Genomic DNA, 23,111 nt, shown 5'->3' on the forward strand with positions numbered 1-23,111 from the left:
TCATCACGAGTGCTTTTTTTTATAAGAAATAGGGCAGGTAGTAAATCGCAGTTATAACAAAACTAACTAAGACAAGTGAAAGAGTCCCCATAATATATGGAGTCAAAACAATTTGAAATGGTTTTATTTCACCAGTCTCAACGCCAGTTAATGTCTTACTTACTGCGTGATCCATAATGTTGTTTCTATGATTACTCATGATAATGAACCATGTGATGGCAAATATGGCTAAACTGCCAAGGAAAAAGGTCTCCATAAATGACCAACTGACTATTTTTGAAAAAAGATAAATAAGGGCTAATTCTACTACAATTGTTAAACTAATTTTCAATGCTTTCATATTTTCCCCCCTCATTTTGAACTTTCAACCAATTTAAAAATTTCTCGCGGGATACAACATGCAGTATGCAAGATGATTTTACTTCCTTTTCTAAAGCAGTATGTTCATCAGGAAAGTTATCTTCCACATGCAATGAAATATAAGGTAGTTTCTCTTGTGCTTTTAAAGAACGAATGTTAGTTGTTTTAGCACCAGCGAATACGTATGTAAGTTGCAAGTCTAAAAAGGCGATTTTAAAGATTTCTTTTTTAGCAGCCTCGTTATAGCCTTTTCCCCAGTAAGGATGGCCAAGCCAACTGCCAATGTGAGATTTCTTTTTCTCATAATTAATATGCTTAAGCGTGGTGAGACCAATTATTTCATTTTTTTCATTTAGGATCACTCTAGATAAGGAGTGTTTTTTTCGTTCCTCTTCTAGTGTAAATAAAATGAATGCTTTTGTATCTTCGAGTTTTTCTACTTTTATTCCTAGCGCGTTTTTTACATGTGGATTACTTGATAGTTTGAAAATCACATCTGCATATTGTAAATCGAGTGGTAATAAAGTAACTTGCTGCATCGTCTATCCTCCTTTTCATTAAATATACCATAAAATCCCACATCATTAATAAGAATATTCAGAAATATATAGGGTGGTATAGAAAATTATGTTTTTACTTCTGAAATAGACAACCTGTGCATATGGTTGTACAAATATATTCTTTTTGGGATGCAGAATTAGTAACCGTTACGGGAGAAGGTGGGAGAATGAAACAGTGGCTAGCGGCAATGGAAACATCCGTGCTTGTAATGGGAGCACTTCGGTTGTTTTCAGGAAGCGCGGAAATATTTGCTGCTTTGCTTATGCTGTACGTGAATGATGCGAAGAAAGCATTGTTTATAAATGGTATGTTGGCGTTTGTTGGACCGACCGTATTGATTTTAACAATGACAGTTGGTATAGCGAGTGTGGCAAGTGAGATTTCCTTCTTGAAACTCTTTTTTCTAGCACTTGGAATCGGCTGTATTTTTATCGCGTTGTTGAAATAAGTAAGCCAGGTATAGTGGGGAGAAGCATATGAAAGAAGTATTAGAAGTTTTACCGAAAACGATGAAACAGTTAGTGGAAGGTTGTAAGCAATACGATACTTTAGAGGAAATTCGTGTTCGAATTGGAAGACCGCTAGAGTGTATTGCGCATGGAGAAGTGTTTTTTTATGACTATATTGCTACAGCAGAAGATGCTATTTACTTATTGAATAAGTTAAGTCAATTCTCAATTTATACGATGGAAGAGGAATTGAAACGCGGATATGTGACACTTCGAGGGGGACATAGAATTGGGCTAGCTGGAAAAGTCATTACAGAAAAAAGCGCAGTGAAAATGATTCGTGATGTCTCTTCATTTAATATTCGTATTGCCCGTCAAAAAATAGGAATTGCAGAGCCACTTTTGCCATATTTGTATGAATCAAGGTGGTTAAACACGATGGTAATTGGACCACCACAAACAGGAAAAACAACACTTTTAAGAGATGTGGCACGCTGCATGAGTCAAGGTGTAAGTGCTTCGCAAATTCCTTCTTGTAAAGTGGGGATTGTTGATGAACGGTCAGAAATTGCTGGCTGTGTGAAAGGAATCCCGCAATATGATTTTGGCACACGAGTAGATGTGTTAGACGCTTGTCCAAAAGCTGAAGGAATGATGATGATGATTCGTTCTATGAGTCCAGATATTTTAATCGTAGATGAAATTGGGCGTAAAGAAGATAGTGAAGCGATTATGGAGGCAGTGCACGCGGGGGTGCAGCTTTTCATAAGTGCACACGGATTTTCCTATGATGATGTTGTGAAACGGCCATCGCTAAAGGCGGTGCTGGAGCTTGGCATATTTGATAGGTTTGTGGAGTTATCAAAAGCGAGAGGCCCAGGAACAGTTATGCAAGTGAAAGATAGATACGGAAAACCAGTATTACCTCATAGAAAGGCGCAAGGCGTATGGTGAAAATATTTGGTGCGGTATTAATAGTTGCTGTCAGTACCTTTTTCGGGTTTTCATATGCTAAAAGATACAGTGAGAGACCACGGCAACTTAGATTATTAAAATCGGCACTTCAATCACTAGAAGCAGAAATTATGTATGGACACACACCTTTATCTGAAGCTGCTGAGCGATTAGTAAAACAAATGCCGAAGCCACTGAATTGGATATTTCAAAGTTTCGCCAAAAAATTAGAAAGCGGGGAACAAACAGTAAGAGAAGCTTGGATAGATAGTTTGAAAGAGAACTGGAAATTAACCGCATTTCAACAAACCGAGTATGAAATACTGCAACAATTTGGTGAAACGCTCGGGCAACATGACCGCGACTCCCAACAAAAGCATATTCGTTTATGTATTACACATTTGGAGAGAGAAGAAGGAGAAGCGAAAGCATTACAACTGCAATACGAAAAAATGATTAAGAGTTTAGGGGTACTAGCAGGGCTACTTATCGTAATTTTACTGCTATAGGAGGGAGAAAGGCGATGTCCATTGATGTTGGATTAATATTTCAAATCGCCGGAATCGGCATTGTTTTAGCTTTCATTCATACTGTATTAAAAGAATTAAAGCGAGAGGATATTGCAAATTGGGTTATCCTTGTCGGTTTTGTCGTTATTTTATTTCATGTTGCATTTTTAATTAATACGCTGTTCGACAAGATTAAAAGTGTCTTTCTCTTCCAGTAAAGGAGGCGGTTCGAATCGAAATTATACAAATTGTCGGATTAGGCCTCGTTGCTACGTTTTTAGCAGCTATTTTAAATCAACATAAATCTAGCATTACATCGTTATTTATTGTGTTCGTAGGTAGTGTGATGTTTCTTCTTTTAATCGATCAAATTCACTCTATTTTACAAATGATTGAGAGAGTGGCGAGTGAAGCGAAAGTTAGCAACGTATATGTAGAAACGTTATTGAAAATTATTGGGATTGCTTATATAGCTGAGTTTGGAGCGCAAATTACAAAAGATGCTGGTCAAGGTGCAATCGCTTCGAAAATTGAATTAGCTGGAAAAATCTTAATTCTCGTTATGGCAATTCCTATTTTGACGGTTGTAATTGAAACTATTCTCGGATTTTTACCGACGGGATAAGGGGGAGTGAATGTTGAGGAGGTTTGGAGCTAAGCTGCTATTTGCTTGCTTCCTTTTCTTTTCTTTACCGGTTGTTGTACAAGCTTCTCCTGTAGAAACAAACGTCGTCGATCAACAATTGGATAAGCTCGGAATTGAAGATGTGAAGCAATTTTGGGACGGGCTAGTTACGAAATATGGAGGCTACTTACCAGAGAGCCAAAAAGGAAGCTTTATGGAATTTGTAAAGGGAGAAAAAGAATTCTCTATAAAAGAGTGGATGATAGGTTTATTAAAATATTTATTTCACGAGCTTGTTGCAAATGGAAAACTACTTGGAACGCTCATTATGCTTACAATTTTTAGTGCACTGTTGCAATCGCTGCAATCTTCCTTTTCAAAGAGCAGCGTAAGTAAAATTGCTGATGCAGTTGTATATATGGTACTTATTATTTTCGCTTTAAATAGTTTTTATGTCGTCATGACATATGCAAGAGAAACGATACAAACAATGGTAGATTTCATACTAGCTCTATTACCAATTTTACTTGCCCTCATAGCAACTGGGGGCGGTGTTGTATCTGTATCGTTCTTTCATCCGATTATCATTTTCTTGATGAATACGAGTGGGCTTCTTATGAATTATATCGTTCTACCACTTTTATTACTTGCAACGATATTAAGTATTGTAAGTACGATGAGTGATCAATATAAAGTTACGAAATTGTCCAAGCTTCTGCAAAACGTTAGCGTTGGGATTATCGGCATCTTTTTAACGATTTTTTTAGGTGTATTATCTGTACAAGGAACAGCGACAGCTGTTGCTGATGGAATAGCTGTGAAAACTGCTAAGTTTGTAACAGGGAATTTTATTCCAGTAGTCGGAAGGATGTTTACAGAGGCGGCAGATACTGTTATTAGCGCATCAGGATTATTAAAAAACACAGTCGGAATTATGGGGCTCGTCATTTTATGCTTAATTGTCGCTTTTCCAGCGATTCAAATTTTTTGTATCGCATTTATTTATAAATTCGCAGCAGCAGTATTACAGCCAGTTGGCGGCGGAGCAATTATTCAATGTTTAGATATCATTGGACGAAGCATCACTTACGTATTTGCTTGCTTAGCTATCGTATCATTTATGTTCTTTTTAAGTATCACAATTATTATTGCTGCCGGGAACATTACACTTATGATGCGGTAGGAGGTGAAGAGTATGCAATTTGTTACAGAATGGATTAGAAATATTATCGTTTTTTTACTCTTAGCGACAATGCTTCATCTTATTCTTCCAAATTCGAACTTACAAAAGTACGTTAAATTCGTCGTAAGTCTATTATTAATTGTATTAATTTTAACGCCTCTTTTTAAACTGTTGCAAACAGATGTAAATGAAGTAATCGCAAATTTTAATGAAGAAAAGTACGTAGCAGATGGATCTGTAAAAAATTCAATAGATTCGAAGAAAAAAGAAATACAAGCTCTAACACGTGCATATAGTTTAGAAGAGATGGCTACCAAAATGAAAAAAGAAGTAGGAAAAGAATTCGAGAAAAAATATGGTATGACAGTCTCTGAAATACAAATAGTCGCAGCGGAAAGTGCAGAAGAAGTAAAATCAGCAAAAGATATTCAATCCGTTGTTGTGACGCTGAAAGAAAAAGAACGTAATAAAAATGACGCAATCGAAACAGTAAAGCCGATTGAAATTAACACGAAAGAGCCTCCAAAAAAAGTAAAAGAAACGAATGTAGAAATGAAAGATTTCTTTTCAAGCAGGTGGCAACTAGAGAATAAACAAATCCAAGTTCAAATGGAAGGGGGACAGGTAGAGTAAATGGACAATAAAGATAAAAATTCGAAGTTCTCATTTTTTCGAAACTTATTGAATGGGGATGAAAAAGAAAGCAATGAGAAGGGGAAAAAGGTAACACCTAAGTTTTTACTTGTCCTACTCATACTTGGGATTTTGCTTATGTTTTCTAGTAATTTCTTTGCGGGTAAAAAAGAAGAAGTACCTGTATTTAAAGAACAAAAAACTCAAAATCAAGAAAAAGACGTACCAACTTTCGGGCAAAAAAGTAACGATAGTATGTCGAATGTAGAAAAATATGAAAAAGCGTATGAACAAGAATTAAAAGCAGCTTTAGAAGAAATAGCAGGAGTAAAAGAGGTAACGATTAAAGTGAATTTAGATTCATCTGAAGAAAAAATATTAGAAAAAAATACAGTGAAACGCTCACAAACAACAGGTGAAACAGATAAAGCAGGCGGTAAGAGGGAAGTAGAGGACGAGTCACTTGATGAAAAGACCGTCATTATACGTGAAGGTGATAAAGAAACTCCTATTGTTTTACGAACAGAGAAACCGAAAGTACGAGGTGTTCTTGTCGTAGCAAAGGGAGTGGATAATATACAAATAAAAGCAATGGTAAAAGAAGCTGTGATACGGCTGCTAGATGTACCAGCCCATCGCGTTTCAGTGTCACCGAAAAATTGATAGGGAGGAAATAAAGTGTTAAAAAAACAAACGGTTTGGTTATTAACGATGTTAAGTTTAGTTGTTGTACTATCTGTTTATTATGTAACAACTCCTGACAAAATGAATACAGCGGCACCAACAACAGGTGAAAAAATTGGGCAAGAAAAGCAAGGTACTGACAAAGCAGTAACAAACGAAACACCAAATAAAGAAACAACAAAAGAATCTCCAAACAAAGAAAATACAAGTAAGGAAACAACAAATAAAGAAAATGCTAAAAAAGAAACAGAGAAAAAAGAAACAAGTAAAAAAGAGGCTAATGTATCAATTCAATCAAGCGATGAGAATTTCACAGCTTTACGTATGCAAATGGAAGATCAGCGTAGTGCTGAAAAAGAAAAATTACAAAATGTAATAAAATCATCTAACGCTACAGCGGAAGAAAGAAGTAAGGCAAAAGATGGTATGGATGCAATTGCTACAATGGAAACAAAAGAAGGTTTACTTGAAACAGTTATTAAAGCTCAAGGTGGATATAAAGATGCCCTTGTAAGAGCAGATGGAACAGACATTAGAGTAACTGTTAAAGCGGCAAAGCATTCACAAAAAGAAGCGAATAAAATTATTCAGCTTGTAAGAAGTGAAGGCGGCTCAAAAAATGTAGGAGTAAAATTTGATCCGGCAACAAAATAAAGTGAAACTTTAATCTGTGGAGATTTTCTTAAACCAGTTAGATAAATAGAATAATAGAAAAAGCTATCGCTTTCGATAGCTTTTTTCTATTTCGTCTTTGTAGTTGTTTTTATTATGTTCAACTCGGAACGGAGAAATACGCTGTGAGTAAAAGATTAACGGTTCATGGTAATGATGATTGCTTTTCCCAGATTTGACGTGGATGAAGAGAACGAATGCCCAGACCATTACGGCAGGTAAGAAAAGAATGAGCCATATCATATGTCCACACCTCGATACAATATATTTTCTACACTTTGAACATACTATTTTTATATGAAGGAAGGATGAACGGTGTGTAAACAAAAAAATAATATTTGGTAAAAATATATTATTGACCATAGATGAGGGAAAGAGTGGGGAGGGAATTGTAAGTTTACTATGTAGTGTTTTGAAAAAGTAAGGAATGTTTTTTAGGAAGTGGTCTTGCCAATTTTGTGTGAAACTTGGTATTATTACTAGGTGTTAATTTTTTAGTGGAATAATATTTTTACAGGAGTTTCGATTTATTATAAAGAAAAATAAATTGGAATGTTTAAAAAATTTATCGTAAGATAGGAATAGTAAATATTTCTATTAGTAAATGAAATAAATTTTCTAATAGAATACATCGTATTTTTACAGGCAATCTAGTTTTAGTACCTGTAAAAACGGGACAAACAAGAGTATGGGAGTGGATTTTACATGTTTAAAATTCAAGAAGTTCGTGAATTAATTAAATTAATTGATAGCTCTAATATTGATGAATTTGAATACAAAAAAGACGGTACAACAATTAAAATGAAAAAGCGTGGGAATGAAGTTGTTGCGATGCAAGCACCTGTAGCAAAACAAGCTATGCAACCAGTAGCACCTGTTGAAGTTGAAACAACAGTAGCGGCAGCACAAGTAGAAGCGCCAAAACAAGAAGAGAAGAAAGCTGTTCAAAATGAAAACCTACATAAAATTACATCACCGATGGTAGGTACATTTTATGCTTCATCTTCACCTGATACACCTGCATACGTAAGTGTTGGAGACAAAGTATCGAAAGATTCTATCGTATGTATTGTTGAGGCTATGAAGTTATTTAACGAGATTGACGCTGATGTAGAAGGCGAAATCGTTGAGATTCTTGTTAATAACGGACAGCTTGTTGAGTATGGACAACCGCTATTTCTTGTAAAAGCGTAATAAGGGAGTCTTTGTGATGATAAAAAAAGTATTAATAGCCAATCGTGGGGAAATTGCTGTACGAATTATTCGTGCTTGTAAAGAAATGGATATTGAAACAGTTGCAATTTATTCAGAAGCAGATAAAGAGTCACTTCACGTACAGATTGCAGATGAGGCGTATTGTGTAGGACCAACGGTTTCAAAAGAAAGCTATTTAAATTTGACGAACATTATTAGCGTTGCGAAGTTAACGGGCTGCGATGCAATTCATCCGGGATACGGATTTTTAGCAGAGAATGCAGATTTTGCTGAACTATGCCGTGAGTGTAACTTGATTTTTATCGGTCCAAGCCCAGAAGCTATCTCAAAGATGGGCACAAAAGACGTTGCTCGTGATACAATGAAAGAAGCAGGGGTTCCGATTGTACCAGGTTCACAAGGGATTATTAAAAATACCGAAGAAGCGATCGAGCTTGCTAAGCAAATTGGATATCCAGTTATTATTAAAGCGACTGCAGGTGGCGGCGGAAAAGGTATTCGTGTTGCGCGCCATGAAGAAGAGTTAGTTAAAGGAATTCAAATTACACAGCAAGAAGCTAGTACCGCTTTTGGGAACCCTGGTGTATACTTAGAAAAGTACGTTGAAGATTTCCGCCATGTTGAGATTCAAATAATGGCAGATACACACGGAAATGCCATTCATTTAGGAGAGCGTGATTGTACAATTCAGCGCCGTTTGCAAAAACTATTAGAAGAAAGCCCATCACCTGCACTGGATGAAAATATTCGTAAGCAGATGGGTGAAGCAGCAGTTAAAGCGGCGGTAGCGGTTGATTATACAGGTGCTGGTACGGTTGAGTTTATTTATGAATATAAAACGAAAAGCTTTTATTTCATGGAGATGAATACGAGAATTCAAGTTGAGCATCCAGTTACTGAAATGGTAACAGGGATGGATTTAATTAAAGAACAAATTCTTGTTGCTTCTGGAGAAAAGTTATCGTTACAGCAAGAAGAAGTACAATTTAATGGTTGGGCAATTGAATGTCGAATTAATGCGGAAAACCCTGCCAAAAAATTCATGCCATCTCCAGGTAAAGTAGAAATGTACTTGCCACCAGGCGGATTTGGTATTCGCGTCGATTCAGCTGTATATCCGGGATATTCAATCCCACCTTTCTATGATTCGATGGTCGCTAAATTAATTGTTCACGGAAAAACACGTGAAGAAGCAATTGCAAAAATGAAGCGAGCGCTTAGTGAATTTGTCATTGAAGGCGTACATACAACAATCCCGTTCCATTTGCAATTGCTAGATCATCCTGATTTTGTAAAAGGTGAGTTTAATACGAAATTTTTGGAAGAGCATGAACTTGTGACGCAGTGATACATTAAAGGAGGTTTTTTTCATGGCTGAACATATGTTAGATATGGGTCAAGATACAACTCTTGGTAAAGTAGAAATTGCACCAGAAGTAATTGAAGTAATTGCAGGTATCGCAGCTGCTGAAGTAGAAGGTGTAGCGGCAATGCGTGGTAATTTTGCTACAGATGTTGTTGAGAAGTTAGGTAAGAAAAATCATGGTAAAGGTGTAAAGGTTGAATTAGCAAACGAAGATATTATCGTTGACCTTTATGTTGTAATGTATTTTGGCGTAGCAATTCCAGTTGTTGCACAAAAGATTCAAGACAATATTCGCCAAGCACTCTTTACAATGACAGGACTTGAGCCAAAAGAAGTGAATGTTCACATCGTTGGCGTAACATTCGAAACACAAAAAACAGAAATCGAACCAGTGTAAGAATGAAAAAGGTGCCTAGTAACATAGGCATCTTTTTTAACGTTTTATTTCTTCACAAATTACAACCCTCTAATTATTATACTATTTCAAAAAATGAGAAATAAAGAAGAAAATATTTCGTTTTACCAAAAAACGTACATTGTGATAAGATATGGAACTTGAAGTTAATCTTTTTATTATTTTTCAGCCTTGTAACCCGTGTGTGAAACGATAAATTGTGTTATTATCATTGTATTATAAGGTTGGAAAATCAATGAAAACTGTAAGAGTAAGTGAATTGACGGCTTATAAATTATAATAATATAACAAAGCATAAGGAAAGACTTGAAGCATAAAGGAGAGTTACAATGAAACGTAGGACGGCTAGAGAAAGAGCTATGCAAGCATTATATCAAATGGATATTACAGGTGAATTAGAACCGAAAGTAGCGGTGGAAAACACGCTAGATGAAGGTGAAGAAACAAATGAGTTTCTAGAATCACTTGTAGTAGGTTTTGTAGAAAATAAAGAAGCAATTGATGAAGCAATTCGTCAAAACTTAAAAAAGTGGAAGCTTGAGCGTATTAGTATTGTTGATCGCAGTATTTTACGTGTAGCTGTGTATGAAATGAAATACATGGAAGAAATTCCACACAACGTAACAATTAATGAGGCAATTGAAATTGCTAAAACATTTGGGGATGAGGAATCTCGTCGTTTTATTAACGGCGTTTTATCTAATATAAAAGATACACTGTAATTTCTTTAAGGGGGAATCTTAAAATGGTAGCAGTAATCATCAAAGGAAATGAAGTTGCGGAGAAAAAACGAGCACAATTACAAGAAGAAGTTGTGAAGTTGAAAGAGCAAGGGATTGTACCAGGATTAGCAGTTATTTTAGTTGGAGAAGATCCAGCATCTCGTTCTTATGTAAAAGGAAAAGAAAAGGGCTGTGAACAAGTAGGAATTTATTCAGAGCTAATTGAACTTCCTGAAACAATTACTGAGGAGCGTTTGCTTGCTGAAATCGATCGCTTAAATGGAGATGACCGCATTAATGGCATATTAGTGCAATTACCTTTACCAAAACATATTGAAGAAAAAGCTATCATTGAAAGAATTTCACCAGAAAAGGATGTAGATGGATTTCACCCAATCAGCGTGGGACGTATGATGACGGGACAAGATACATTCCTTCCATGTACACCACATGGCATTGTAGAATTAGTAAAAGAAACGAATCTTGATATTTCTGGAAAACATGTCGTAGTAATTGGAAGAAGTAATATCGTCGGCAAACCAGTTGGGCAATTGTTCTTAAATGAAAATGCAACTGTCACATACTGTCATTCTAAGACGCAAAATATTAAAGAGTTATCGAAGTTAGCTGATATTTTAATCGTAGCAGTTGGACGACCTAAAATGATAACAGCTGATTATATTAAAGAAGGAGCGGTTGTAATTGATGTTGGTGTGAATCGATTAGAAACAGGTAAGCTTTGTGGTGATGTTGATTTTGACAACATGTTAGATGTTGCAGGTTACATTACGCCTGTGCCAAAAGGTGTCGGTCCAATGACGATTACAATGCTTCTTCATAATACTGTTGAGTCTGCCAAGCGTGCAGGTGTCGTTTGTAAATAATTTGAGTCGGCTATGAGGAGAGAGAAATGGAGAAACAATATTTAACCGTTACAGCATTAACACGCTATATAAAAACAAAAATAGAATACGATCCGCATTTGCAGTCTGTTTGGTTAAAAGGTGAAATTTCCAACTTTAAAAATCATAGCCGTGGTCATATGTATTTTACATTGAAAGATGAAAATGCAAGAATCGCGGCGGTTATGTTTGCGGGTCATAATCGTAATATTAAATTCAGACCAGAAAATGGGATGAAGGTGCTTGTAAAAGGGAAAATCTCTGTTTACGAGGCGAGTGGTTCTTATCAAATTTATATTCAAGACATGCAACCTGATGGAATCGGAAATTTGCATTTAGCTTACGAACAGTTAAAAGTTCGTTTAGAGGAAGAAGGCTTGTTTTCTCAAGTTTATAAAAAAGCAATTCCTCCGTATGCAAAAACAATAGGTGTAATCACGTCGCCAACAGGAGCAGCAATTCGTGATATTATTACAACGATTAAACGTCGTTATCCAATTGGGAATATTATTGTATTTCCGGTACTTGTACAAGGGGAGTCAGCAGCTCCCTCGATTGTACAAGCAATTCGTACAGCGAATGAAATGGGAGATATAGATGTATTAATTGTTGGACGCGGCGGAGGTTCTATTGAGGAATTGTGGGCTTTCAACGAAGAAGTGGTTGCAAGGGCGATCTTTAAGAGTGAAATTCCTATTATTTCGGCTGTAGGGCATGAAACAGATTTTACAATTGCAGATTTTGTCGCGGATTTACGTGCACCAACACCGACTGCAGCAGCTGAGCTAGCAGTACCTAATATTATAGAGTTGCAAGAAAAGGTATTACAAAGAACTCTGAGATTGCAAAGAGCGATGAGGGAGTTAGTACATAAAAAAGAAGAAAAACTACAAGTATTGCAAAAATCTTATGCGTTCCGTTATCCAAGACAAGTATATGAACAAAAGGAAGAGCAATTAGATCGCGCATTAGAACAGCTTGTTTTAGCGAAAGAGCGCTATATTGATAAAAAAGTAAATCAGTTAAAACAGCTTTCATTTCATTTAGAGAAGCACCACCCGTCTCAAAAAATTATGCAAACGAAGGTAGCTGTTGAAACGTTGCAAAAACAATTGCAACGTGAAATGCAAACGTTACTTCAAACGAAAGAATTTGCCTTTGTAAGAGCTGCTCAAAAACTTGAAGTGTTAAGTCCGCTTAAAGTAATGATGAGAGGGTACGGGCTTGTATATGATGAAGAGAAGCAAGTGTTAAAAAGTGTGAAAGATGTCAGCCTTGGAGATGCTGTTTCAGTTCAATTACAAGATGGAATACTAGATTGTAGCGTATCAGGCATAGAGGAGCGTGAATTGAATAATGAAAAATAAATTAAGCTTTGAAGAGGCAATTTCGCAACTTGAGAATCTCGTTTCTAAGCTAGAACAAGGTGACGTACCGTTAGAAGAAGCAATTTCTTACTTTAAAGAAGGTATGGAATTATCTAAGTTTTGTGATGAGAAGCTTAAGAATGTACAAGAACAAATGGCAGTTATTCTTGGGGAAGATGGAGAGCTTGAACCGTTTACTGCTTTAGGAGATGAAGCATAGTGACTATCGCTTTTGATACTTTTTTGAAAGAAAGTAAAACTTTCGTAGAAGAGAAACTTGTAAGCTATGCAAATGAATTACAATGTCCAGATGTACTTCGTGAAGCGATGGCATATTCTTTGGAAGCGGGTGGGAAACGTCTTCGCCCGTTACTTTTATTTGCAACATTACAAGCGTTTGGGAAAGAAAGAAATCTTGGAGTAGGAGCAGCTTGTGCTCTTGAAATGATTCATACATACTCGTTAATTCATGATGATTTACCTTGTATGGATGATGATGATTTAAGAAGAGGAAAGCCCACAAACCATAAAGTATTTGGTGAAGCGATGGCAGTTTTAGCGGGAGACGGTTTGTTGACGTACGCTTTTCAAGTCATTATGGCATATGAGCAAAAAGAAATCTCTGCTGAAAAAAAAGTAAGACTTGTACTTGAACTTGCAAAAGCAGCAGGACCAGAAGGAATGGTTGGCGGGCAAGTGGCAGATATGGAAGCGGAAGGGAAACGACTTACAATTGATGAGTTGGAGTACATCCATAAACATAAAACAGGGAAATTGCTAGAGTATGCGGTACTTGCAGGAGCGATACTTTCTGATGCTACAGAAGAGCAGGAAGAAAAATTACTTGTGTTTGCGAAAAATCTCGGCCTAGCTTTTCAAATTCGAGATGATATTTTAGATGTAGAAGGAAACGAAGAGGAAATCGGAAAACCGATTGGTAGTGATGTTTCCAATGAAAAGAGCACATATACGACGTTATTTACTGTAGACCGAGCAAAGGCTATTTTAGAAGAAACAATTGCAAAAGCAAAAAACGCTATTAGCTCCTTGCAATTACAAGATGAATATTTATTATCTATTTGTGATGTAATCGCAAAACGTAATAACTAATATAACAGCGTTTTCATTTGTTGAGTCATTTATCATTTTATGATATAAATGTAGGAAAAGGTTTTTCTTTTCTTGTTATTGGCAAAAATATATGTAGATTACATTGCCGTTATCACTTCGTGTTAGCGGCTATTTTTTTCATCGCCGAAAGAAATATGGTTTATAATAGGATTAGGGTACAATAGACTGGTGAATAGCAAAACGAGATGAAAAATAGAAAAGAGAATTTCTTGTGTTGTGTAATGCTTTATAGTATTTGACATGTTGACAGATTATGAAATGAAAGTGAGTGATCCATGTGGATCTAACGCAAATTCAAAACCCTAGTTTTTTGAAAGATATGTCTATCAGTGAACTAGAGGGATTGAGTGAGGATATTCGTAAGTTTTTAATTGAAGAGCTCTCTCAAACAGGTGGACATATTGCACCTAATTTAGGTGTAGTAGAACTCACAATTGCTCTGCATAAATTGTTTGATAGTCCGAAAGATAAATTTTTATGGGACGTAGGACATCAATCCTATGTACATAAGATTTTAACAGGACGTGCGAAAGAATTCGGTACATTAAGACAATATCAAGGCTTATGTGGCTTCCCAAAACGCTGCGAGAGTGAGCATGATGTATGGGAAACTGGTCATAGCTCGACATCTTTATCCGCTGCAATGGGAATGGCTCTAGCACGTGATTTAAAGAAAACGGAAGAATACGTTATACCAATCATTGGCGATGGTGCATTAACAGGCGGAATGGCTTTAGAGGCATTGAACCATATTGGACATGAAAAAACAGACATGATTGTTATTTTGAATGACAATGAAATGTCAATTGCACCAAACGTCGGTGCGCTTCATAATGTACTTGGTCGTTTACGTACCGCAGGGAAATATCACTGGGTAAAAGATGAACTAGAGTATATATTAAAGAAAATCCCAGCAGTCGGCGGGAAAGTTGCTGCGACAGCAGAGAAAATAAAAGATAGCTTAAAATATTTACTAGTATCAGGCGTCTTCTTTGAAGAGTTAGGCTTTACGTATTTAGGTCCGGTCGATGGGCATGACTATGAAAAGTTATTCGAAACGTTACAATATGCAAAGAAAACAAAAGGCCCAGTACTTGTACATGTTATTACGAAAAAAGGAAAAGGTTACAAACCAGCTGAGAGTGATGTTATTGGAACTTGGCATGGTACAGGACCATATAAAATTGAATCAGGTGACTTCGTTAAACCGAAGGAAGTTGCACCAGCATGGAGTGCTGTTGTTAGTGAAACAGTGCTAAAGCTAGCGAGAACGGATGAGCGTATCGTCGCGATTACTCCGGCAATGCCTGTTGGATCGAAACTTGAGAAATTCCAAAAAGAATTTCCGAACCGCATGATTGATGTAGGTATTGCAGAACAGCATGCAACAACAATGGCAGCAGGTATGGCAACGCAAGGAATGAAGCCATTCTTAGCAATTTATTCAACATTTTTACAAAGAGCATATGACCAAGTTGTTCATGATATATGCCGCCAAAATTTAAATGTTTTCATTGGGATAGATCGCTCTGGATTAGTAGGAGCAGATGGTGAAACGCATCAAGGCGTATTTGATATCTCATTTTTACGTCACTTACCGAATATGGTGCTGATGATGCCGAAAGATGAAAATGAAGGGCAACATTTAGTATATACGGCGATGCAATATAAAGATGGGCCAATCGCATTACGTTATGCGCGTGGTAATGGACTTGGCGTTCATATGGATGAAGAATTAAAGGCGATTCCAATCGGTACTTGGGAAACGTTAAAAGAAGGTACACAAGCAGCTATTTTAACATTTGGTACAACAATACCAATGGCAATGGAAGCAGCTGAACGTCTTGAAAAGGCTGGAATTTCAGTGAAAGTAGTGAATGCTCGCTTTATTAAACCAATGGATGAATCATATTTGCATGATCTCTTAGGTAAGAATATACCGATATTAACGATTGAAGAAGCTTGTTTAATCGGTGGTTTTGGAACGGGAGTAGTTGAATTTTCGTCAGAGAACGGATACCATAGTGCATTAATTGAACGAATGGGTATTCCAGACCGTTTCATAGAGCACGGTAGTGTAACAAAATTATTAGAAGAAATTGGTTTAACGACAGATGCTGTTGTAGACCGTATTCATACAATGATTCCATCAAAACAAAAAAGGGCGTAACAAATGAGTGTAAAAAAAGAAAGAGTAGATGTACTATTAGTAGAGCGAGGACTTATAGAAACTCGTGAGAAAGCAAAACGTGCTGTTATGGCTGGACTTGTATATGCGAATGAGATGAGACTGGATAAGCCAGGAGAGAAAATCTCGCAAGACACGGAGATTACGGTGAAGGGACAAGTTATGCCGTATGTAAGCCGTGGTGGTTATAAACTTGAAAAAGCGTTAGAGACATTTCATCTTAATTTACAAGATAAAGTTATGATAGATATTGGTTCATCAACTGGTGGCTTTACAGATTGCGCGCTTCAAAATGGAGCGAAATTATCTTATGCATTAGATGTAGGATACAATCAACTTGCGTGGAAATTGCGTCAAGATGAGCGTGTTGTCGTAATGGAACGCACAAATTTCCGTTACGTGACACCAGCAGACTTAGAACGTGGTTTACCGCAATTTGCTAGTATCGATGTTTCATTTATATCATTAAAACTTATACTGCCAGTTTTAAAAACAATGCTTATGCCTAATGGCGATGTAGCAGCGTTAATTAAACCACAGTTTGAAGCTGGAAGAGAGCAAGTTGGGAAAAAAGGCATCGTCCGTGATAGAAAAGTACATGAGGCTGTCGTAGAAATGATTGTCGATTTTGCTTTAAAAGAAGGCTATGATGTCGAAGGTTTAACATTTTCACCAATTACGGGTGGAGATGGTAATATCGAATTTTTAATTCATCTAAAATGGCATGGTGAACGTGAGAATGGCGAAAATCATTCTCCAATTTCTGTAGAGCAAGTTGTTACAGAAGCACATGACGTTCTAAAACAAAAAGGAAAAGGGGAATAACATATGTTGTTCCTCTTTTTGTTGTAATTGTATAATGATTGTAAAAACAATTGTGTACAAGTAACGAATTATACGTTAACATAAATAAGTGAAGTATACCAATGTTTAAACTATGGTAAGAGATAGTGTGAGGTGCAAATGTATGAATAAAGGTCAGCGCCATATTAAAATCAGGGAAATTATTGCAAACAAAGAAATTGAAACACAAGATGAATTAGTTGATATTTTACGTAATGAGGGATTTAATGTAACGCAAGCAACAGTATCGCGCGATATTAAAGAACTGCACTTAGTGAAGGTGCCATTACAGGATGGTCGCTATAAATATAGCTTGCCAGCAGATCAACGATTTAACCCGTTACAAAAATTAAAACGAAATCTAGTGGATTCATTTGTGAAATTAGACACGGCAGGACATATGCTGGTGCTAAAAACATTGCCTGGTAACGCTCATTCACTTGGAGCACTTATTGATCACTTGGAGTGGGATGAGATCATCGGAACCATTTGTGGTGATGATACTTGCTTAATTATTTGCCGTACACCTGAAGATACAGGTGTTGTCTCTGATCGTTTCTTAAATATGCTGTAATAAAAAAATCTTGTTTGCTTTCCCCTGTAAAGTGGAAAGCAAACAGGATATTTTTATGGGTTAAAGATATGAAATTTCAATTGTAATATACTATTTTGTTTGAATAAAGTTAGAAAATAGGTGGATTGACCCGAAAAACAAATGTTTGGTACAATGGAGCGGGTTAGAAAAGTAATCTATACATACAAACATACAGTATGACTATTTGAATGAAGAACTGAAAAAGCCCTTAGTAGGGGATTAGTTTATAACGAGGTGAATGGGGCATTGTTATCGGAATTATCGATTAGAAACTTTGCTATTATTGAGGCATTAAATATTTCTTTTCAAAAAGGTTTAACGGTTTTAAGTGGTGAAACAGGAGCCGGGAAATCAATTATTATTGATGCGATTAGTTTGCTTGTAGGTGGCCGTGGTTCAGCAGAATTTGTTCGATACGGAACAGAAAAGGCTGAGATAGAGGGGCTATTTTATATAGAAGATGATAAGCATCCATGTATTGAAAAGGCAAAAGAGTTGGATATAGAAATAGAAGATGGCATGATTATTTTGAAGCGAGATATCGCTTCAAACGGAAAGAGCGTATGTCGCGTAAATGGAAAGCTTGTTACCCTTAGTATATTAAAAGAATTTGGAAAAACGCTTGTTGATATTCATGGGCAGCACGAAACACAAGATTTAATGAATGAAGAGCGGCATCTGTTTATGCTCGATCATTTTGATGGAGAGCGTATTGTTAAACAATTGGATATATATCAAAATGTATACGCTGACTACGAGAAATTAAAAAAACAGTTGAAATCTTTAAGTGAAAATGAACAACAAATGGCCCATCGCTTAGATTTAATTCAATTCCAACATGAAGAGATTTGTAAGGCGGATTTAAAAATGGATGAAGAAAATGAATTAACTGAGGAACGATTGCAGATTTCTAACTTTGAAAAGATTTATAAAGCGTTAGGTGATGCATATCGTTCGTTAAGCGCTGATGGACACGGATTAGATAATGTAAGAAGCGCAATGGGGCAAATGGAGAGTATTACACATTTAGATGAAGGGTATCAAGAAAATCATGATTCGATTGCAAATAGTTATTATTTATTAGAAGAAGTTGCGTATCAACTTAGAGAAAAGCTTGATATGATGGAATACGATCCGAATCGTCTAGATGAAATAGAAACACGTTTAAATGAAATTCGTATGCTAAAGAGAAAATATGGAAATACTGTAGAAGAGATTTTAGCGTATGCTGATAAAATTGAACAAGAAATTTTTACGATTGAAAATAAAGATGTTCATATTGAAACAACGAAGAAGCAGTTAAAGGAATTAGAAAGTGTGATTCTAAAAGAAGCAACGTTGTTAAGTAATATGCGTCATGAACTTGCAGATCATCTTACAAATGCCATTCATCAGGAATTGAAAGAATTATATATGGAAAAAACGAAATTTGAAGTGAGAATCATGAAGAGAGAAGGGAATACAGAAGAACCACTTGTGGAAGGTTCACCGGTAAGACTGACGGCGGATGGTTATGATCATGTGGAATTTTATATTTCAACGAACCCAGGTGAACCGCTAAAGCCACTTTCAAAGGTCGCTTCTGGCGGAGAGTTATCTCGTATTATTTTAGCTTTAAAAAGCATTTTTTCTAAGCATCAAGGCATTGCATCTGTTATTTTTGATGAAGTAGATACGGGTGTGAGTGGTCGGGTTGCACAGGCTATTGCAGAAAAAATTTATCGTGTATCAGTAAACTCGCAAGTACTTTGTATTACGCACTTACCTCAAGTCGCTTCAATGGCGGACTCACATTTATTTATTCGAAAACAGGTAGCGAATGATCGGACAATTACATCAGTTACTGTTTTAACTATGGAGGATAAAGTAACAGAAATAGCTCGAATGATTTCTGGTGTGGAAATTACAGATTTAACGACAGAACATGCGAAAGAGCTACTTACGCAAGCGCATCATTTTAAAGAGACAGCAGAGGCTATCCAGTAATGGATAGCTTTTTTTCTCAAATGACGATTTCTTAATTCTTCCGGTTATAAATAAAGCACTGCAAGGAGAGATTAAAAAGTGAAGCCAAGAGGCTGAATGTGGGGTAGGAGCGAGGAGAGTGAACAAATTGAAATTAGAAAGATTTCGCAAAATAATAGGTCTTTGTCTCCTTGTTTCTTTAGTTTTTATTGGATGTTTTAAACCGCTTCGGACGTTTATTTCATCGCCGAAGCAACTTGTTGTTTTTGAAGGACAACAATCAGAAGTCGCTTCATTACCAGTTTTTCAAGCTTCATCTACAGATCGTCATGTATTTACAGTGAGTTCAAATGAACAAAAACAAGGACTTATGGTAAATTCTCATCAAAATGGTGAGGCAGATATGGTGTTTCAGCTTGCTGGTTTTCCAGTGAAAAAAGTAAATGTGAAAGTGTTGAAAGATTTTAAAGTGATTCCAGGTGGACAATCGATTGGTGTGAAATTAAATACAAAAGGTGTACTTGTTGTAGGCCATCATTTAATTCAAACTGAAAAAGGTAAAATATCTCCTGGTGAAACAGCTGGTGTGCAAATTGGGGATATGATTACTGAAATTAATGGTAAAACAATTGAAAGAATGAGTGATGTAGCACCATTTGTTCATAGTAGTGGTGAAACAGGTGAGCCGCTTAATCTTGTTTTGTTACGAGATGGAAAATACATTCGAACGAAGTTAACACCACAAAAAGACAGCGGGGAATCGTCTTATCGTATTGGTTTATATATTCGTGATTCGGCAGCTGGAATCGGAACGATGACATTTGTTCATCCGGATTCTATGAAATATGGGGCACTCGGTCATGTTATTTCTGATAATGATACAAAAAAACCGATTCAAGTGGAAGATGGCCAAATTATGCGTTCGACAGTTACATCGATTGAAAGAGGCAGTCATGGGAATCCGGGAGAGAAATTAGCAAGGTTCTCGCCAGATCGTGAAGTAATTGGCAATATTACAATAAACAGTCCATTTGGTATTTTTGGGAAATTAAATACAAATATGACAAATGGCATAATGGATAAAGCAATGCCTATCGCCTTATCAAATCAAGTAAAAGAGGGACCGGCAAAAATATTAACAGTTATTGATCAAGATAAAGTGGAATCATTTGATATTGAAGTTGTTAGTACGGTGCCACAAAAGTTTCCAGCTACAAAGGGTATGGTAATAAAAGTAACGGATAAACGTTTATTGGCGAAAACAGGTGGTATTGTACAAGGAATGAGCGGAAGTCCAATCGTACAAGATGGGAAAGTAATTGGTGCCGTTACACATGTATTTGTAAATGATCCAACATCAGGGTACGGCGTTCATATTGAATGGATGTTACATGAGGCTGGAATTAATATTTATGATCAAGAGAAAAAAGCGAGCTAATTTATTAATTAGCTCGCTTTTCTGTTGAAAAATTCGTTGAAATTTTGTAAAAGCTCCGCAAGAGGTGTTTTTTGTTGTAAAATAAAAGGAAAGGGTTGAACGTTTCGTTGTATTTCTATGATGGAATGTGTTGTGAAAGGGAATAAATGAACGATAAACATATTTTTTTGTGATTTTATCGGAAAGTAAGAAACTTTAAAAGGGAATTTTCACACAATTGTCGAACAATTCATGTAGCCTAGAAGGATACACATGTCGGAGAATCCATTCGGTAAGGGAGGAAAAGCTGTGGAGAAAATTAAAGTATGTCTTGTGGATGATAATAAAGAATTAGTATCAATGCTAGAGAGTTATGTAGCTGCTCAAGATGATATGGAAGTAATTGGTACTGCTTATAATGGTCAAGAGTGTTTAAACTTATTAAAAGATAAGCAACCTGATGTACTCGTTTTAGACATTATTATGCCACATTTAGACGGTTTAGCTGTACTTGAGAAAATGCGACATATTGAAAGGTTAAGACAGCCTAGCGTAATTATGTTAACCGCATTTGGACAAGAAGATGTGACGACGAAAGCTGTTGACTTAGGCGCTTCATATTTCATATTAAAACCATTTGATATGGAGAATTTAACTAGTCATATTCGTCAAGTGAGTGGCAAGGCAAATGCTACTATTAAACGTCCATTACCATCTTTCCGATCAGCAACAACAATAGATGGAAAACCGAAAAATTTAGATGCGAGTATTACGAGCATTATCCATGAAATTGGTGTACCTGCTCATATTAAAGGATATATGTATTTACGAGAAGCGATTTCTATGGTGTACAATGATATCGAATTGTTAGGGTCTATTACGAAAGTATTGTATCCGGATATCGCAAAGAAATATAATACAACAGCAAGTCGTGTCGAGCGCGCAATTCGTCACGCGATTGAAGTAGCGTGGAGCCGTGGGAATATTGATTCTATTTCGTCCTTATTTGGTTATACAGTATCCATGTCAAAAGCAAAACCTACGAACTCTGAGTTCATCGCGATGGTTGCGGATAAGCTGAGACTTGAACATAAGGCTAGCTGAGAGTAAAGATAGTAAGGGATTTAAGCTGTAGTAAAGCCGAAGAATTCTTGCAACCTATACTCGGTATCGATTTAAAAAACAATAAACTTGTTATTTAAAAACCGATGAATTTTAGAATTCATTGGTTTTTTTATTTTGTTGAGAATAGAAAGAAAACCTCTTTTTATAAGAAGATTTTAATTTATAATGCATTATTAATTGATGCAGGAAAGAATAAATCGCATCGTAGTATATCTGTTAAAGGATTTTAGTAGGGAAATCATCATGATATAATAGAGAATAATAAAAAGCCCTGCAAAACAGGACCATATTACTCTTCGTCTTTATTTTGTTTTTCCAATTCAACTAACTTTTGAATTAAAATGTGTTGTGGCATATGCATAAGTTGTTCAAGCGGAACACCTAGCGCTTTTGATAGGCGAACTGCAGTGTCTGGAGAAATTTGTAATGGTTTCATAGAAGTACCTCCTTTTTCGTATAGTATAGCATAAGATTGGGGGAGTGAGGATGACTCTTATATTTGCACATCGTGGTGCAGCGGGAACATACCCAGAAAATACAATGATTTCGTTTGAAGCGGCAGAGTCTTTTAGAGCAGATGGAATTGAGCTTGATGTTCAATTAACGAAAGATGGAAAGGTTGTCGTCATTCATGATGAAACGGTGAACCGGACAACAAATGGAAAAGGTGCGGTTCGAAATTATGTATATGAGGATTTATGTAAGTTAGATGCGAGTTATAAATTTAGTGGAAAAGTAGGGTTTTGCAAAATACCTCTTCTAGAGGAGGTATTAGAATGGCTTGACAAAACGCAAATGCTACTTAATATTGAACTTAAAAATGATAAAATTCCATACAGAGGTTTAGAAGAAGAGGTTATAACACTGGTGCGTAAGTTTAGTCTGGAGGATCGGGTTATATTTTCTTCATTTAACCACTATAGTATGAAACGGTGCCATATGATGGCCCCTGATATTCAAACAGCTATTTTGTATCGCGAAGGTTTGCATAGCCCGTGGGCATATGCAAAAAAGATGGGGGCTACAGCAGTGCATCCGAATTATCGTTATCTTCAAGATACCATTGCCGAACTAACGATGGAAAGTGGTGTAGAGGTTCGTCCTTACACGATAAATGAAGAAACGCTTATGCGTAAATATTTTGATATGAACATATCGGCGATTATTACTGATTATCCCGAAACAGCAAGGACTTTATTGTCGATAAAAAAATGAGACCTAAATATAACG

At 36.3% G+C, this 23,111-nt stretch carries 27 protein-coding genes and 1 pseudogene; 24 read left to right on the plus strand and 4 right to left on the minus strand.

Going from position 1 to position 23,111, the window contains the following annotated elements; translation table 11 throughout:
- Positions 1-19: 19 nt before the first annotated feature.
- Positions 20-340: a hypothetical protein gene (locus COC96_RS16865; RefSeq protein WP_098268071.1), complete on the minus strand. Its 321-nt coding sequence runs from the start codon at positions 338-340 to the stop codon at positions 20-22.
- Positions 321-899, minus strand: coding sequence for a GNAT family N-acetyltransferase (locus COC96_RS16870; protein WP_098268070.1), 579 nt, complete (start codon positions 897-899; stop codon positions 321-323). Before COC96_RS16870 ends, COC96_RS16865 begins: the two co-directional genes overlap by 20 nt.
- Before the next feature lie 188 nt (positions 900-1,087).
- On the opposite strand from COC96_RS16870, the gene COC96_RS16875 reads away from it, so the two are divergent.
- The 9 genes and pseudogenes from COC96_RS16875 (at position 1,088) to COC96_RS16915 (ending at position 6,612) form a co-directional block, all read left to right on the plus strand.
- The gene (locus tag COC96_RS16875; protein ID WP_097902678.1) at positions 1,088-1,369 is read left to right on the plus strand and encodes a YqhV family protein; all 282 of its coding nucleotides are present in this window, start codon (positions 1,088-1,090) and stop codon (positions 1,367-1,369) included.
- Between the two features lie 28 nt (positions 1,370-1,397).
- The gene (gene spoIIIAA, locus COC96_RS16880; protein WP_098769078.1) at positions 1,398-2,324 is read left to right on the plus strand and encodes a stage III sporulation protein AA; all 927 of its coding nucleotides are present in this window, start codon (positions 1,398-1,400) and stop codon (positions 2,322-2,324) included.
- Complete coding sequence (spoIIIAB, locus tag COC96_RS16885; protein ID WP_098268068.1) at positions 2,318-2,833, plus strand: stage III sporulation protein SpoIIIAB; 516 nt, start codon at positions 2,318-2,320, stop codon at positions 2,831-2,833. Before spoIIIAA ends, spoIIIAB begins: the two co-directional genes overlap by 7 nt.
- Positions 2,834-2,847: 14 nt before the next feature.
- The gene (gene spoIIIAC, locus COC96_RS16890; RefSeq protein WP_000020914.1) at positions 2,848-3,051 is read left to right on the plus strand and encodes a stage III sporulation protein AC; all 204 of its coding nucleotides are present in this window, start codon (positions 2,848-2,850) and stop codon (positions 3,049-3,051) included.
- A gap of 23 nt (positions 3,052-3,074) precedes the next feature.
- Positions 3,075-3,458, plus strand: a complete 384-nt coding sequence (gene spoIIIAD, locus COC96_RS16895; protein ID WP_097902632.1) for a stage III sporulation protein AD — start codon at positions 3,075-3,077, stop codon at positions 3,456-3,458.
- A gap of 10 nt (positions 3,459-3,468) precedes the next feature.
- Positions 3,469-4,641, plus strand: a complete 1,173-nt coding sequence (gene spoIIIAE / locus COC96_RS16900) for a stage III sporulation protein AE (RefSeq protein ID WP_098268067.1) — start codon at positions 3,469-3,471, stop codon at positions 4,639-4,641.
- Positions 4,642-4,653: 12 nt separating this feature from the next.
- Positions 4,654-5,285: pseudogene (gene spoIIIAF, locus COC96_RS16905) on the plus strand (stage III sporulation protein AF).
- The gene (gene spoIIIAG, locus COC96_RS16910; protein ID WP_098769079.1) at positions 5,275-5,937 is read left to right on the plus strand and encodes a stage III sporulation protein AG; all 663 of its coding nucleotides are present in this window, start codon (positions 5,275-5,277) and stop codon (positions 5,935-5,937) included. Before spoIIIAF ends, spoIIIAG begins: the two are co-directional and overlap by 11 nt.
- Positions 5,938-5,952: 15 nt before the next feature.
- Positions 5,953-6,612 carry a SpoIIIAH-like family protein gene (locus COC96_RS16915; RefSeq protein ID WP_098268066.1) on the plus strand — a complete coding sequence of 220 codons (660 nt, stop codon included), beginning with the start codon at positions 5,953-5,955 and terminating at the stop codon, positions 6,610-6,612.
- 63 nt (positions 6,613-6,675) lie between these two features.
- On the opposite strand, the gene COC96_RS16920 is transcribed toward COC96_RS16915, so the two are convergent.
- Entirely contained in the window at positions 6,676-6,873 is a 198-nt protein-coding gene (locus COC96_RS16920; RefSeq protein ID WP_098268065.1) for a DNA recombination protein RecO, read from the minus strand.
- Positions 6,874-7,335: 462 nt separating this feature from the next.
- On the opposite strand from COC96_RS16920, the gene accB reads away from it, so the two are divergent.
- The 14 genes from accB (at position 7,336) to spo0A (ending at position 21,860) form a co-directional block, all read left to right on the plus strand.
- The gene (accB, locus tag COC96_RS16925; RefSeq protein ID WP_098268064.1) at positions 7,336-7,824 is read left to right on the plus strand and encodes an acetyl-CoA carboxylase biotin carboxyl carrier protein; all 489 of its coding nucleotides are present in this window, start codon (positions 7,336-7,338) and stop codon (positions 7,822-7,824) included.
- 16 nt (positions 7,825-7,840) lie between these two features.
- Positions 7,841-9,193 carry an acetyl-CoA carboxylase biotin carboxylase subunit gene (gene accC / locus COC96_RS16930; protein WP_097902626.1) on the plus strand — a complete coding sequence of 451 codons (1,353 nt, stop codon included), beginning with the start codon at positions 7,841-7,843 and terminating at the stop codon, positions 9,191-9,193.
- A 22-nt stretch (positions 9,194-9,215) separates the two neighbouring features.
- On the plus strand, positions 9,216-9,608 hold the full coding sequence (locus COC96_RS16935) for an Asp23/Gls24 family envelope stress response protein (protein WP_000807630.1): 393 nt from the start codon (positions 9,216-9,218) through the stop codon (positions 9,606-9,608).
- 347 nt (positions 9,609-9,955) lie between these two features.
- The gene (gene nusB / locus COC96_RS16940) at positions 9,956-10,348 is read left to right on the plus strand and encodes a N utilization substance protein NusB (RefSeq protein ID WP_000830247.1); all 393 of its coding nucleotides are present in this window, start codon (positions 9,956-9,958) and stop codon (positions 10,346-10,348) included.
- Positions 10,349-10,371: 23 nt separating this feature from the next.
- Positions 10,372-11,232, plus strand: coding sequence for a bifunctional methylenetetrahydrofolate dehydrogenase/methenyltetrahydrofolate cyclohydrolase FolD (gene folD / locus COC96_RS16945; protein WP_098268063.1), 861 nt, complete (start codon positions 10,372-10,374; stop codon positions 11,230-11,232).
- Between the two features lie 26 nt (positions 11,233-11,258).
- Entirely contained in the window at positions 11,259-12,617 is a 1,359-nt protein-coding gene (gene xseA, locus COC96_RS16950; RefSeq protein ID WP_098268062.1) for an exodeoxyribonuclease VII large subunit, read from the plus strand.
- Positions 12,607-12,837 (plus strand): exodeoxyribonuclease VII small subunit, encoded by a 231-nt coding sequence (xseB, locus tag COC96_RS16955; RefSeq protein ID WP_097902623.1) that lies wholly within the window; start codon positions 12,607-12,609, stop codon positions 12,835-12,837. Before xseA ends, xseB begins: the two co-directional genes overlap by 11 nt.
- Positions 12,837-13,727 (plus strand): (2E,6E)-farnesyl diphosphate synthase, encoded by an 891-nt coding sequence (gene ispA, locus COC96_RS16960; protein ID WP_098268061.1) that lies wholly within the window; start codon positions 12,837-12,839, stop codon positions 13,725-13,727. Before xseB ends, ispA begins: the two co-directional genes overlap by 1 nt.
- 298 nt (positions 13,728-14,025) lie before the next feature.
- Positions 14,026-15,918: a 1-deoxy-D-xylulose-5-phosphate synthase gene (dxs, locus tag COC96_RS16965; protein WP_098769080.1), complete on the plus strand. Its 1,893-nt coding sequence runs from the start codon at positions 14,026-14,028 to the stop codon at positions 15,916-15,918.
- 3 nt (positions 15,919-15,921) lie between these two features.
- The gene (locus tag COC96_RS16970) at positions 15,922-16,761 is read left to right on the plus strand and encodes a TlyA family RNA methyltransferase (RefSeq protein WP_098268059.1); all 840 of its coding nucleotides are present in this window, start codon (positions 15,922-15,924) and stop codon (positions 16,759-16,761) included.
- 142 nt (positions 16,762-16,903) lie between these two features.
- Positions 16,904-17,353, plus strand: coding sequence for an arginine repressor ArgR (gene argR / locus COC96_RS16975; RefSeq protein WP_001032582.1), 450 nt, complete (start codon positions 16,904-16,906; stop codon positions 17,351-17,353).
- 267 nt (positions 17,354-17,620) lie between these two features.
- Complete coding sequence (gene recN / locus COC96_RS16980; protein WP_098268058.1) at positions 17,621-19,360, plus strand: DNA repair protein RecN; 1,740 nt, start codon at positions 17,621-17,623, stop codon at positions 19,358-19,360.
- Positions 19,361-19,478: 118 nt separating this feature from the next.
- Positions 19,479-20,777, plus strand: a complete 1,299-nt coding sequence (gene spoIVB, locus COC96_RS16985; protein WP_097902618.1) for a SpoIVB peptidase — start codon at positions 19,479-19,481, stop codon at positions 20,775-20,777.
- A 288-nt stretch (positions 20,778-21,065) separates the two neighbouring features.
- Positions 21,066-21,860 (plus strand): sporulation transcription factor Spo0A, encoded by a 795-nt coding sequence (spo0A, locus tag COC96_RS16995; RefSeq protein ID WP_141436244.1) that lies wholly within the window; start codon positions 21,066-21,068, stop codon positions 21,858-21,860.
- A 310-nt stretch (positions 21,861-22,170) separates the two neighbouring features.
- On the opposite strand, the gene COC96_RS17000 is transcribed toward spo0A, so the two are convergent.
- Entirely contained in the window at positions 22,171-22,317 is a 147-nt protein-coding gene (locus COC96_RS17000; protein ID WP_000803575.1) for a YycC family protein, read from the minus strand.
- A 50-nt stretch (positions 22,318-22,367) separates the two neighbouring features.
- On the opposite strand from COC96_RS17000, the gene COC96_RS17005 reads away from it, so the two are divergent.
- Positions 22,368-23,096, plus strand: a complete 729-nt coding sequence (locus COC96_RS17005; RefSeq protein ID WP_098268057.1) for a glycerophosphodiester phosphodiesterase — start codon at positions 22,368-22,370, stop codon at positions 23,094-23,096.
- The last annotated feature ends 15 nt before the right edge of the window (positions 23,097-23,111 follow it).

It is taken from the genome of Bacillus cereus (assembly GCF_002577405.1).
GTDB classification, from domain to species: Bacteria; Bacillota; Bacilli; order Bacillales; family Bacillaceae_G; genus Bacillus_A; species Bacillus_A cereus_AU.

Excerpts from the sequence above, each read along its gene's own strand:
- spoIIIAE (WP_098268067.1), top strand. The coding sequence starts at position 3,469 with ATGTTGAGGAGGTTTGGAGCTAAGCTGCTATTTGCTTGCTTCCTTTTC.
- argR (WP_001032582.1), top strand. The coding sequence starts at position 16,904 with ATGAATAAAGGTCAGCGCCATATTAAAATCAGGGAAATTATTGCAAAC.
- accC (WP_097902626.1), top strand. The coding sequence starts at position 7,841 with ATGATAAAAAAAGTATTAATAGCCAATCGTGGGGAAATTGCTGTACGA.
- COC96_RS17000 (WP_000803575.1), bottom strand. The coding sequence starts at position 22,317 with ATGAAACCATTACAAATTTCTCCAGACACTGCAGTTCGCCTATCAAAA.
- spoIIIAG (WP_098769079.1), top strand. The coding sequence starts at position 5,275 with ATGGACAATAAAGATAAAAATTCGAAGTTCTCATTTTTTCGAAACTTA.
- COC96_RS16870 (WP_098268070.1), bottom strand. The coding sequence starts at position 899 with ATGCAGCAAGTTACTTTATTACCACTCGATTTACAATATGCAGATGTG.
- COC96_RS16875 (WP_097902678.1), top strand. The coding sequence starts at position 1,088 with ATGAAACAGTGGCTAGCGGCAATGGAAACATCCGTGCTTGTAATGGGA.
- spoIIIAC (WP_000020914.1), top strand. The coding sequence starts at position 2,848 with ATGTCCATTGATGTTGGATTAATATTTCAAATCGCCGGAATCGGCATT.
- accB (WP_098268064.1), top strand. The coding sequence starts at position 7,336 with ATGTTTAAAATTCAAGAAGTTCGTGAATTAATTAAATTAATTGATAGC.
- spoIIIAB (WP_098268068.1), top strand. The coding sequence starts at position 2,318 with ATGGTGAAAATATTTGGTGCGGTATTAATAGTTGCTGTCAGTACCTTT.
- nusB (WP_000830247.1), top strand. The coding sequence starts at position 9,956 with ATGAAACGTAGGACGGCTAGAGAAAGAGCTATGCAAGCATTATATCAA.
- xseB (WP_097902623.1), top strand. The coding sequence starts at position 12,607 with ATGAAAAATAAATTAAGCTTTGAAGAGGCAATTTCGCAACTTGAGAAT.
- spoIIIAA (WP_098769078.1), top strand. The coding sequence starts at position 1,398 with ATGAAAGAAGTATTAGAAGTTTTACCGAAAACGATGAAACAGTTAGTG.
- folD (WP_098268063.1), top strand. The coding sequence starts at position 10,372 with ATGGTAGCAGTAATCATCAAAGGAAATGAAGTTGCGGAGAAAAAACGA.
- COC96_RS16970 (WP_098268059.1), top strand. The coding sequence starts at position 15,922 with ATGAGTGTAAAAAAAGAAAGAGTAGATGTACTATTAGTAGAGCGAGGA.
- COC96_RS16865 (WP_098268071.1), bottom strand. The coding sequence starts at position 340 with ATGAAAGCATTGAAAATTAGTTTAACAATTGTAGTAGAATTAGCCCTT.
- xseA (WP_098268062.1), top strand. The coding sequence starts at position 11,259 with ATGGAGAAACAATATTTAACCGTTACAGCATTAACACGCTATATAAAA.
- COC96_RS17005 (WP_098268057.1), top strand. The coding sequence starts at position 22,368 with ATGACTCTTATATTTGCACATCGTGGTGCAGCGGGAACATACCCAGAA.
- COC96_RS16920 (WP_098268065.1), bottom strand. The coding sequence starts at position 6,873 with ATGATATGGCTCATTCTTTTCTTACCTGCCGTAATGGTCTGGGCATTC.
- COC96_RS16935 (WP_000807630.1), top strand. The coding sequence starts at position 9,216 with ATGGCTGAACATATGTTAGATATGGGTCAAGATACAACTCTTGGTAAA.